The sequence below is a fragment of the Lysinibacillus sp. Ag94 genome (genome assembly GCF_023242215.1).
GTDB lineage: Bacteria > Bacillota > Bacilli > Bacillales_A > Planococcaceae > Lysinibacillus.
The window spans coordinates 2599658-2611928 of record NZ_CP096780.1 but is presented as its reverse complement, the minus strand read 5'-3'; the positions used below and the strand labels follow the sequence as shown (position 1 = coordinate 2611928).

Below are 12271 nucleotides of genomic sequence, written 5' to 3'. Positions count from 1 at the left end.
TATAGTCAGGCTATTCTGATTTGATGGTAACTGCTAATATAGAGTGAGAGGAAGGAGAAGATATACTTGAATAAAATATTACTTGTAGAAGACGATGAGGCTCTAGGTCTAGCCATTGAATTTTCATTAAGAAATGAAGATTATGAGGTGATTAGAGCTACTAGTGTAAAAGAAGCGAAAAGCCAATTTAATGATAATATTTTTGACTTGGCTATCTTAGATATCAACCTTCCGGATGGAAATGGTTATGACTTATGTTTGCACTTCAAAAAACAAAATAATGCAACAGCTATTATATTCTTAACAGCTTTGGATGAAGAAGCAAATGTAGTAATGGGACTAGATATTGGCGGAGACGATTATATAACAAAACCTTTTCGGGTTAGAGAACTTATGTCGAGAGTAAAAGTACAATTACGTAAACAAGTTAGATTGGAAGAAGTTTCAATGATTTTAATATCTGAAAATATAAAGGTGGATATGAACCAAGTAAAGGTCTATAAAAATCAGGGTATTGTTCCACTAACAACCTTAGAATATAAGCTTTTGTTAACTTTTATGAAAAACGCTCACAAACTATTAGAAAGAGATGAAATCCTACTGAAAATAACAGAAGAAGATGATGTTTTTTTTGGTGAAAATACGTTATCTGTATACATAATGCGTTTAAGAGAAAAAATTGAAGATGACCCCAAAAATCCTCAGTTTATCATTACTAAAAGAGGATTAGGATATCATTGGGATAAGGATGTGAACCGAGAATAGATGATGAAAAATACCGAATTGAAAGGTTATTTGATCATACTGGTGGTTTTATTTTCTCTATTTATCGTTTATCAGTTAATTTCACATCAAATATTTTACAATCAATTAAAAACAGATTCTATTACAGCCTGGGGAGAAATATCCGCCAAATTGATAGAACAAAATCCTGAGAATGAAGCAGAAATTATGAAAGTCTTAACAAGTAATTCATCTAATTCAAGTGAATATCAGGAGAAAGGGAGAGAAATTTTTAGGCAGTATGGATTATACGAGGATTTGGAGACGAAACTTTTTCCACTTTTAAATAACCATATTTCTAGCTTTAATCAAACAATATTATGGGGAATGATTTGTTTCGGGTTAATACTGTTTCTGGCAAACTATATTCAATACAAGATTATTTTCAATAAAATTAAGCAACTTACTTCAACGGCTAAGAAAATAATTGATGGAGATTACTCCGTTACAATCAATGAAAATAAAGAAGGAGAAATCGCCAAATTAGCTGTTTCATTCCGCTCTATGAAAGACGTAATTAGAAAAAATATGAAGGATTTACTTGTAGAGAAGGAATTTTTAGGACAAATGTTGCAAGACATATCCCATCAATTAAAAACGCCACTTTCAACTATATCCATCTATAATGAAATGTTATTGATGGAAGATTTGCCCCGTCAGCAACAAGTTCAATTATTACAAAATAATGAAATGCAAATTTCCAGAATGAATGTCTTAATTCAAAACTTGTTAAAAGTAGCGAAAATTGATGCCAAAGCGGTTTCGTTTGATAAAGAACCTTTAAACTTGGTGAATACCATTAATGAAGTTTTGAATCGTTTGGAAAATATAATCAATGAAAGGGATTTGTCAATTGACTGGGATGGGACGGAGGAAGTGGTGGTTATCCACGATAAATTATGGATGCAAGAAGCGTTGATGAATTTGCTAAAAAATGCGATTGAGCATTCTAAACCTGGTGAGAAGATCACACTTCAAGTCATGGATACACCGATTTATACAGAGCTCGTAATTCAAGATTTTGGAGAAGGGATTGCTGCTGAAGACTTACCACATATCTTTAATCGATTCTACAAAGCAAGCACTTCTAAAAAACATGATTCTACAGGGATTGGCTTGGCTTTAACAAAAGCGATTATTGAAGCTCATCAAGCTTTGATTAAAGTTGAAAGTGTGAAAAATGCTTATACAAAGTTTACAATTACCTTTATAAAATTTTAAAATGTTTTATATCTGAATCAGTTTTTAAGGTTGTAGTCGAATGAGAAAGATAGTAGTACTTATGCAGTAAAAAGTTATGTATACGATGATAACGGACACCCACTCACAATGATTTACAAAGGAGTACCTTATCAGTACATCACAAACTATCGTGGCAAGCTCGTTGCATCTTACACATATGATGCATGGGGTAACATTTGTAAAGAAATCGGAGTTCATCTGAGTTAAGGTGCTGAAAGATTACAGCACCCCAACATTTGACTTAGAACCTTTTTTTAGTAAAGTAGCAGTGTATTTCACTCTGCTACATATGTTTATTTAATAGAAATTTTTCGATGAATCCATTTGGGTAGTCACTTCTTTTGTTTTCTATTGAAAGATCCTTTAGCCTTGTGAATTACTCTATGGTGGGTCGGACAAACAATCATGATGTTTGGGGGAGAATTGTTTTAAGTTAACGAGAACTCTTCAATTTGATATCCCTAGAAGTGGTGGAATCAATAGAAGTGTTGATATTTCGTGTAGCAACTAACAGAATGAAGATAGTAGTCGATGAATTTCACTTTCACCGAGAACGAAAATAATTGATTAATAGAAGTATAAAAATCTAAATGAACGTCTATATTGTAATTAAGAATTACAATTGATTCAAACGCTAATTTCGATTATCTAAAGGAGTGAAATAGTATGAGCCACGACCAATATCATGAAGAACATGATAATATCTTACATTACTGCTTCACATACAGCTTAGAGGTTAAATACTACTACATGATGGTGAAAGAACTGAAAAAAGGACGTAGAATTCAGTCCATTCAGTTAGGAGATAGACAACTATTGATATGTTCATATAAACTGCCAAATTCAATTGATCTATGTGTACAGATTCCAATTGTATCATCTGTTAAACAAATGCCTTTAAAACCGTCCGGAACAAGCGAATAGGAGTTTTATAAGTGTAGTACTGAAAATTCTAAAAACGACGAAAGAGCCTAATTATAGGCTCTTTTTTACGTACATAGGCAACGACTCTACAGATTGATACAATCGATAATTAATAATTTTAGAAATCTAATTTAAAGTAACAGAGTACTTCATTATGCTATAAAGGTTTATTTAACATTAATTTTTCAATGAACCCATTTTAAAAATTCTTTTCTGATAATACAGTTTTTCAGTTAAGTTTAAATAGTTTATATTAAAATTTGAAAATAAGTGTGGCGGTGAAAATAAATAATTTTTTGGAATAGTTGCAGCAGCTGAATAACTAAAAAAAGACCGTCAAATCAACGTTAGAGGTCATTTGTACTTAATCTTTACTGTAACATTATCATCTTTATCACGAATTTATGAAAATCACTCAATTATTAAGCGTTATATATTATTGATTGGCTGTATAAAAGGTCGTCTCCATCTAATCATCATTTGACGACCGTCTCCACATGCATTCTTTTTTTCTTCTTCTTTGTTAATCAATCCTCCTAATACTTTTCTGTCTACTGTACGAATAATTAATTCTTCCATTTGAACAAGTGTTTGTTTCAATTCCTATCAGTATTAGTTTTGGTATTATTTATCAAATAATGAAATCAGCCTTACTGCGTTTAAATTCGCAAACGATTAATTAGTTTTTTTATTTATTCAGTCCTTCTATTCAAATACTACAATCTAATTGTCTTAAAACCACTATAACAATAAAAGACTAAATAAAAAAACTTCCAAAAAGTAGAAGGGATTTTAAAAGAAATGTTTAATATGTAATATTATAGAAAATAAAGAATTAATAGGGTGTTAGATTGTGAATTTCTTCTTTTTAACTTTTTGATCGTAGCTTTTCGAAATTTATTAGTTTCCAATCCTTTAAACAAACAATAGAAAAAAGGATTTTTGTGTATATTAAATCACATCTTGAATATAGGATTAATAAAATAATAAACAAAAAGTCAGCCTAAAAATACACTGAAAGGAGGTGATTTATATGCAATGGAATTATTAATACTTAGTAAGGAAAAATGTAATTCAACTTATTAAATCAAAAGGTAGCTTAAAAAAATACATTGAAAGGAGGTAATTCATATGCAATGGAATTATTAATATTTAGTAAGGAAAAATGTAATTCAACTTATTAAACCAAAAAGCAGCTTAAAAGATACATTGAAAGGAGGTAATTTATATGCAATGGAATTATTAATATTTAGTAAAGAAAAATGTAGTTCACCTTATTAATTATTACGGGTGAACATGCTAACAATTATGATTACAAAAAGACAGGGCGTATTCCCTGTCTTTTTATAATCTTAAAACAGGTGATAACGTGATAAATGCTTTTAGAGCTTTAGAGATTACGATTCATTTTTAAATAAAAAATTCAATTGTTATTTCTTTATGTGCTAGATTTAAAAATACCTAATTTGAAGAAGTATATAATTTCGAAAAAGATCTTTACAAATTTTTATATATAATATGAAAAATTCCCAAAATAATATCAATTCAGAAAATATACTTCCATTTTTTGTATGCATAAGTTAAACTTAAATTACAAACAATTTACTGATATTACCATAAAAAGATGTAGGAGGAATTACTATGACAAAAACAGAATTACAGTATAATCCTTTAGATTCGGAAACATTAAATAACCCATACCCGATTTACCATCAACTTCGTGAAAATTCCCCCGTTTTTTGGCATGAAGGTATGAAATCTTGGGTACTAACCAGATATGAGGATTGTAGAGAAGTTCTTCGTAATCACGAATTGTTTGCTAGGGATTTGCGACGTATTGGTGTTGATATTCCTGATATAAAAAATAACCTTCAAACTTTAGATCCGCCTGCTAATATGCCATTACGTAATCTAATGATAAAAGCTTTTAATTCTCAGGATATTGAAAGTATTAGACGTAGAGTTCATGATTTAATTGAGGACATTTACAAAAAACAAGCTTCTAATATAGAATTTGATTTTATGAAAGAAGTTTCAGCTCCGCTTTCATTAAGTTTAACGTGTATTTTGCTAGGCATAGAAGAACCAGACTTAGAATCCATTGTAGAAATATCTGATGCTATCGCTTATCAGATGGACTCTGGATTAGTACCAGAGAATGCAGAAATCGGTAATTTAGCAAGAAAAAAACTCAATGAACTTGTTGAAGAATGGTTGGCAGCAGAAGAACAGCCTGGAATTCTATCTTATATAAGAAAAAATAGTCAGAAAGCTAATATACCAGAACATTATGTGCGTAACACTACAGGCACAATGTTTACTGCAAGCTTTGGTACGTTATATGCATCTTTCGGTAATGCCCTACTTGTACTGTTAGAACACCCAGATATTCTTGATCAATTTAAAAATCAAGAGTTACTTGACTCTGGAGTTGATGAATTAATTAGATATGATGGACCAGCAACAGGAACTAGTCGTTTTGCAGTTAAGGAAACAAAAATTGGGGATACTATCATTAAGCCTGGTGAAATTGTTTTGACTTTACTTGCTGCTGCTAATAGAGATCCTGAAGTATATCCCGACCCAGATAGAATTATTCTAAATCGATCTTCAAAACCAAATCTTGGTTTCGGTTGGGGTCCGCATTCTTGTGTAGGGACTTTGTTTGGTAAATTAGCAATTCAACAATTAATAGTATGTTTACTCGAATCGCCTAGACGTTTACAACTGGTATCGGAGCCTAAGCGACGCAATACGGCTACTGTACGTTGTATAGATGTATTACCTGTTTCATTTAATTAATTCTCTTTTACACTAAATGGTTAATTTATTAAAAGTAGTGATAGAAGGGGTACCAACAACAAAACTCAAATTTTGTACGCTAAGCAATTTTTCGCAAGAAGAAGCCGATTTTCTGTACGTTAAGGGATTATCGGCTTTTGTTTATTCTATTATTCTTAATATTTAGGACTTGGTTCCACAAACAATACTAGGTATTAGCATTTTGAATAAAATCTACCATTTTCTCCTTTAATTCAATCGTAAATTCTGTACGTGTACTGAGATAAAATTGATTATTACTAGACAGATGTACGTGTATAAGGTTTGCTGATTGCAATATCATAAGGTGATGATGGAGTTTCACTTTAGCTCCGCTTATATAATTTAAAATAGCCGTAAACTTATATTTATCCCTTGAAAGAAACTGAAGTATCTCCAAACATTCTTTCTTTAAAAATACTAAAAGTATGGAGCGGACGAAAGTACCTGTGCAAAAAGTATGGCATGGAGGTAAGCAGTGGAGGACAATTCAAAAACTATTGGACAGAAGCGAGGTAAATAATATGACTTTTGAAGAAAAATTACAAGCATATGCAGAACTTGCGGTAAAGGTTGGTGTAAATATTCAACCTGGGCAATATTTATTAGTCAATACATCAGTGGATGCATTGGACTTCGCCCGTTTAGTTGTGAAAGAGGCTTATAAGGCTGGGGCAGGACGTGTTCATGTTAACTTTTCAGATGATGAAATGGATCTGGCTTACTTTAAGCATGCCTCAGATGAAGAATTTAATCGTTTCCCAGAATGGATAGTCAAAATGCGTGATGAGGTAATCGAACGTAAAGGAGCACTATTGTGGATTGATGCTGCAGACCCTGATAAATTAACAGGTATTCCAACAGATCGTCTAGCTACCTATCAAAAAGTTTCAGGAGCTGCTCTAAGAAACTATCGCAACGCCGTCATGAAAAGTTTATTCGCTTGGTCGATTGTAGCCGTTCCTTCACCAAAGTGGGCATCGAAGGTGTTCCCAAGCTTAGCAGTTGAGGAACAAGTACCGGCATTATGGGATGCTATATTTAAAACAGTTCATATCGGTGAAGGCAATGCTGTTGAAAACTGGCGTGAACATGTAACAAATTTAGAATCTCGTGCGCTCCTTCTGAACAATAAAAAATATGCGAAGCTTCACTATACAGCGCCAGGTACTGATTTAACAATTGCCTTAGTGCCACAACATAAATGGATTACTGTTGGTGGTAAAACGCCAGATGATACGATCTTTATTGCTAATATGCCGACAGAAGAGGTTTATACGTTACCGATGAAACAAGGTGTAAATGGCTATGTAAGCAATACAAAACCATTGGTTTATCAAGGGAATATTATCGATGGCTTTAAACTGACATTTGAAGAAGGAAAAATTGTAAAAGCTGAAGCACAGGTAGGACATGATTTATTACAGCAGCTTATTAGTGTGGATGAAGGCTCATGCTATTTAGGTGAAGTAGCACTTGTACCGCATGACTCACCAATTTCAACATCGGGGATTTTATATTTTAAAACATTGTTTGATGAAAATGCATCGAACCATTTAGCAATTGGTAAAGCATATCCAACTTGCTTAGAAGGCGGAAGAGATTTAGAAAACGATCAGCTTGAAGAGTTAGGTGCAAATAATTCAGTAACACATGAGGACTTTATGATTGGCAACGGTGAGATGAATATTGACGGTATCTTACCAGATGGAACTGTGGAGCCAATTTTCCGTAAAGGTAACTGGGCATTTTAAGCTAAGCTTAATTAGTACATTAATACTCACGATGGTATTTAGTGTTTCATCTGCTTTTACTCAAAACTGAAAATTACCTGTCAATTGGAGATTCCTTGGCGGCTGGTCAAACACCATATCTATAGATTGATACAGGCTACAGTGATTTAATCGCCATGAGATTGGGGATGATCGGTCAATTGAGATATTTGAAGAGCTTTTTTTGCTAAATAAGGAAGCAATATCTGAAAACTGATCAAATATCTAAATAAGTTTTAGCAGCTAAGTAACCACCTAGTGAATGGCCAGTAAAATACCACTGATAACCGCTATACTGTGGACTTGAAGAATATGAATTACTCCAATCAATTCCCGGTATTGGTGAAAAAATCGCTGCCACAATTATTTCAGAAATCGGAGAAATTGATCGGTTCAATCATCCGAAAAAGTTAGTAGCCTTTGCAGGACTAGATCCCAGTGTGTTTGAATCAGGTCGCTTTAAAGGCACAAAAAATCACATTACCAAATGCGGCTCGGCTAGGCTTTGCCATATGCTTTATACAGCTGTTCGTTGTTCTATTCGAGATAGTCGGAAAAAGAAAACAACACCTGAAACTATCGCACGAAATAAGCGATTACGAGCCTCCTACGATTTAAAACGTGAGGAAGAAAAGCCATATAAAGTAGCTATTACTGCTTGTGCAAATAAGCTTTTACAATGGATTTATGCGATTTTAAAAACGAAAACACCATTCCAAGAAACCATGTAGTTACAGTATTTTTTAATACAACAAAAACCTTCCGAATTGAATTCGGAGGGTTATTTGAGTTGCGCTTTTTAGTATAGCATGAAGTGTTTTTTAATTTAAAAGATTTTTATTGACAATCTATTAGCTGCTTTAGTTTTTAGAAGAAATCTAAGAGTTGCTGAGAAATAATTAGGTTGAGTGGATTCTATTATCGTTACAACTTAGTAAGATAATATTTCAAATTGTAAGGGAACAGTTATTCATTTAAACAAAGAAAATTTATATCTTTAAAATGAAACAATTGGACAAAAGCGAGGTAAATAATATGACTTTTGAAAAAAAGTATAAGTCGGTGCCAATATTTACTAGGGCAATACTTTCTTATAAGGCTGGGTAGGACGTGTTCATGTTAATTTTTTGGATGAGGAAATGGATCGTGCTTACTTTGAGCATGCCTCAGATTTAATCGTTTCCCAGAATGGATAGTCAAAATGAATGATGAGCTGATCAATGGAAAGGAGCATTCAATTAATTGATGCTGCAGACCCTGATAAATTAATAGGTATTTCAGCAGACCGTCTAGCTACCCATCAAAAAGTATCGGGAGTTGCTCTGAGAAACTATCGCAACGCCGTAATGAAGGATTTAATCGCTTGGTCGATGGTAGCAGTTCCTTCACTAAAGTGGACATTCATTCAAAAAGAAAAGAATCCATTTTGATTAATCTCTTGTAAAAATGGATTTTAACTGTAGAACCTAGATTTACACAGTTTTTACCAAACTTTTGAAAAAATGAGTTTTAATAGCTTGATATTTTATTTAAAATGATTTATATTGATATCAAATGATATGTTTATCTATCAAAAATGCCGACTTTATACAAAGAAAGGAGTGAACGATGAAGAAAAACGTTTTAACGGAATCAAAGTTTAGGAGGTAAATATATGAGTGATAAAAAACCCCATTTTTTTTTATCATATCGTGAAGAAAAAGCGTATGAAAAGTGGTCACGAGAAATTTCTGAGAAACCTGTACAGAAAGTATGGTATGAAGATAAGCGAGCGGATGATAAAAAACAATTGGACAGAGGAGAGGTAAATAATATGACGTTTGAAGAAAAATTACAAGCATATGCAGAACTTTTGGTAAAAGTCGGTGTCAATATTCAACCAGGGCAATACTTATTAGTCAATACATCTGTGGATGCATTGGATTTCGCCCGTTTAGTTATGAAAGAGGCCTATAAGGCTGGTGCAGGACGTGTTCATGTTAACTTGTCAGATGATGAAGTGGATCGTGCTTACTTTGAGCATGCCTCAGATGAAGAATTTAATCGTTTCCCAGAATGGATCGTCAAAATGAATGATGAGCTGATCGAACGTAAAGGAGCACTATTAATGATAGATGCTGAAGATCCTGATAAATTAGCAGGTATTTCAGCCGATCGTCTAGCTACCTATCAAAAGGTATCAGGAGCTGCTCTAGGAAACAATCGAAACGCCATAATGAAGGATTCAATCGCTTGGTCGATGATAGCAGTTCCTTCACCAAAGTGGGCATCGAAGGTGTTCCCGAACTTAGCAGTTGAGGACCAAGTACCAGCATTATGGGAGGCTATTTTTAAAGCTGTTCGTATCGGTGAAGGCAATGCTGTTGAAAAATGGCGTGAACATGTAACAAATTTAGAATCTCGTGTGGTCCTACTGAACAATAAAAAATACGCGAAGCTTCACTATACAGCGCCAGGTACTGATTTAACAATTGCATTAGCACCACAGCATAAATGGATTACTGGAGGTGGTAAAACGCCAGATGATACGATCTTTATGGCAAATATGCCGACAGAAGAGGTTTATACGTTACCGATGAAACACGGTGTAAATGGCTATGTAAGCAATACAAAGCCATTAGTATATCAAGGGAATATTATCGACGGCTTTAAACTGACATTTGAAGAAGGAAAAATTGTTAAAACCGAAGCACAGATAGGGCACGATTTATTACAGGAGCTTATGAATGTGGATGAAGGCTCGTGCTATTTAGGTGAGGTAGCACTTGTACCACATGAATCGCCAATTTCAGCATCGGGGATTTTATATTTTAATACATTGTTTGATGAAAATGCATCGAACCATTTAGCGATTGGTAAAGCTTATCCAACTTGCTTAGAGGGTGGAAGAGATTTAGAAAACGATCAGCTGGAAGCGTTAGGTGCCAATATTTCAGTAACACATGTGGACTTTATGATTGGCAGCAGTGAGATGGACATCGACGGTATTCTACCAGATGGAACTGTAGAGCCAATTTTCCGTAAAGGTAGCTGGGCATTTTAAGTTTTTGATTTGAAGAAAGGAGTAGAGCAGATGAAACGATTACTAAGCATAATCGGTGCAACTATATAGGTGTTTCATCTGCTTTTGCTCAGACTGAAAACTACCTCTTTAATTAGAAGTAAAATGCATTCAAAGGAGATAGGCCAATGAATTTCTGGGAAGTTGTTTTGATAGTTGTGAATTTTAGTCTATTGAGTTGGATACTGTTAATAGGCAGGGAAACGAAAAAGTGGTCTAAATTAGCTACTTTGGTTGCCGTTGTAATGGTTACAGTTCAGCTAGTGGCAGAAGGTTTTAGATGGCAGATGATTCCGGCATATGTATCCCCAGTTATCTTGATTATATGCTATTTATTAGCTGAGCGGAAAAAGGGGTTCAGAAACAAGAGTATATTCATAGTTAAGTCTTTGTTATTGTGCATCTATTTGTCTGTAGCAGTTGCGCTACCCTTACTTATGCCAGTATTTTCATTTGAAGAACCAACTGGCCCACATAAGGTCGGTACGAAGCTATTTCATTGGGTTGACAATCAGAGAAATGAACCGTATTCGAAAAATCCAACCGATCGACGCGAACTGATGGTGCAAATTTGGTATCCTGCAGCTGAAAAAGGCAAAGGGGATCGAGAACCTTATATTCGTAACATAAATGAGCTCTCCAAGGGATTGGAAAAAACATTATCCATTCCTGCATTTGCATTCAGCCACATGGGTTTGGTCAAATCTCATTCGTTTATGGATTTACAACTCTCAGACTCAGAAAATCAATATCCGATATTACTTTTCTCTCATGGTTTTAATGGTTTTCGTAATCAAAACACGTTTCAAGTCGAGGAGTTGGCTAGTCAAGGATATATTGTTCTAGGTATCGATCATACCTTTGATGCTGCAGCTACCGTCTTTCCAGATGGTCGAACTGCTTACGTACAGCCCTTCAATTTAACTGATTTTAACTTACGTGATCGCCACATCAAATTATGGAAAGAAGATGTCACTTTTGTACTTGACCAGTTAGAGAAGCTTAATCAAAACGATGAGACCGGCTTCTTTACAGGAAAGATTGATACCTCGCGTATTGGAATGTTTGGGCACTCTTATGGTGGGGCTACCGCAGCACAAATACTTGCAGAAGACTCTCGTGTCAAAGCAGCCATCGATATGGATGGCACATTGCATGGGGAAGTTTTCCCTGAAAGTGGGATTGGAAAACCATTTCTGCTCATGAGTGCAGACATAAATGAAGATTCTGATGAAGATACCTATAAAGACAAGGTTCGCAATGAACGTGGGTTAGCTGGCGGTGGTATGTCAATGGTCATTCCCCATACGGATCATTCAAGCTTCACTGATTTACATTTGTTCTCCCCTCTATTGCGGAGCCCAGGTGAAAATCCAAAGGAAGTTCATCGCATTATTAACGAATTCAGCCTGGCATTTTTTGACCAGTATGTAAAACAGAAGGATGACGGCTCAACCCTTAAAAGGCTGATGACCAAATACCCGGAAGTGAATTTTAAAGTAAACCGATAACCTTATGCAGAACCAACTTAATTAAAAAATATTCTGCAATTAAATGAAGTACAATCGGAGTTCATCGTGAGAAATTGCTTGAAAACCCAAGTAATGTTATCTTTTCTCTCTTGATTTAATTTCTTCATCGTCATTTAAATAATGAAATGCTAAATATA

General features: G+C 34.3%; 8 protein-coding genes and 2 pseudogenes. 9 read left to right on the top strand and 1 reads right to left on the bottom strand.

Features of this window, described 5'->3' with window-relative positions:
• Positions 1-66 precede the first annotated feature (66 nt).
• The 3 genes from MY533_RS12040 to MY533_RS12030 all read left to right on the top strand — a co-directional run bounded on the left by MY533_RS12040 (position 67) and on the right by MY533_RS12030 (position 2949).
• Entirely contained in the window at positions 67-765 is a 699-nt protein-coding gene (locus MY533_RS12040) for a response regulator transcription factor (RefSeq protein WP_248716136.1), read from the top strand.
• 3 nt (positions 766-768) lie between these two features.
• Positions 769-2004 (top strand): sensor histidine kinase, encoded by a 1236-nt coding sequence (locus MY533_RS12035; protein WP_248719204.1) that lies wholly within the window; start codon positions 769-771, stop codon positions 2002-2004.
• A 687-nt stretch (positions 2005-2691) separates the two neighbouring features.
• Positions 2692-2949: a hypothetical protein gene (locus MY533_RS12030; protein WP_132360942.1), complete on the top strand. Its 258-nt coding sequence runs from the start codon at positions 2692-2694 to the stop codon at positions 2947-2949.
• Positions 2950-3378: 429 nt separating this feature from the next.
• On the opposite strand, the gene MY533_RS12025 is transcribed toward MY533_RS12030, so the two are convergent.
• Positions 3379-3549, bottom strand: a complete 171-nt coding sequence (locus MY533_RS12025) for a hypothetical protein (protein ID WP_248716135.1) — start codon at positions 3547-3549, stop codon at positions 3379-3381.
• A gap of 1041 nt (positions 3550-4590) precedes the next feature.
• Here MY533_RS12025 and MY533_RS12020 point away from each other — a divergent pair.
• The 6 genes and pseudogenes from MY533_RS12020 to MY533_RS11995 all read left to right on the top strand — a co-directional run bounded on the left by MY533_RS12020 (position 4591) and on the right by MY533_RS11995 (position 12113).
• Entirely contained in the window at positions 4591-5751 is a 1161-nt protein-coding gene (locus MY533_RS12020; RefSeq protein ID WP_248716134.1) for a cytochrome P450, read from the top strand.
• Between the two features lie 542 nt (positions 5752-6293).
• The gene (locus MY533_RS12015) at positions 6294-7523 is read left to right on the top strand and encodes an aminopeptidase (protein ID WP_248716133.1); all 1230 of its coding nucleotides are present in this window, start codon (positions 6294-6296) and stop codon (positions 7521-7523) included.
• 320 nt (positions 7524-7843) lie between these two features.
• A pseudogene (locus MY533_RS12010) lies at positions 7844-8272 on the top strand (transposase); the annotation flags it as partial.
• 304 nt (positions 8273-8576) lie between these two features.
• A pseudogene (locus MY533_RS22320) lies at positions 8577-8938 on the top strand (aminopeptidase); the annotation flags it as partial.
• A 416-nt stretch (positions 8939-9354) separates the two neighbouring features.
• Entirely contained in the window at positions 9355-10584 is a 1230-nt protein-coding gene (locus MY533_RS12000; protein ID WP_248719203.1) for an aminopeptidase, read from the top strand.
• A 146-nt stretch (positions 10585-10730) separates the two neighbouring features.
• Positions 10731-12113 (top strand): alpha/beta hydrolase family protein, encoded by a 1383-nt coding sequence (locus MY533_RS11995; RefSeq protein ID WP_248716131.1) that lies wholly within the window; start codon positions 10731-10733, stop codon positions 12111-12113.
• Positions 12114-12271: the final 158 nt, after the last annotated feature.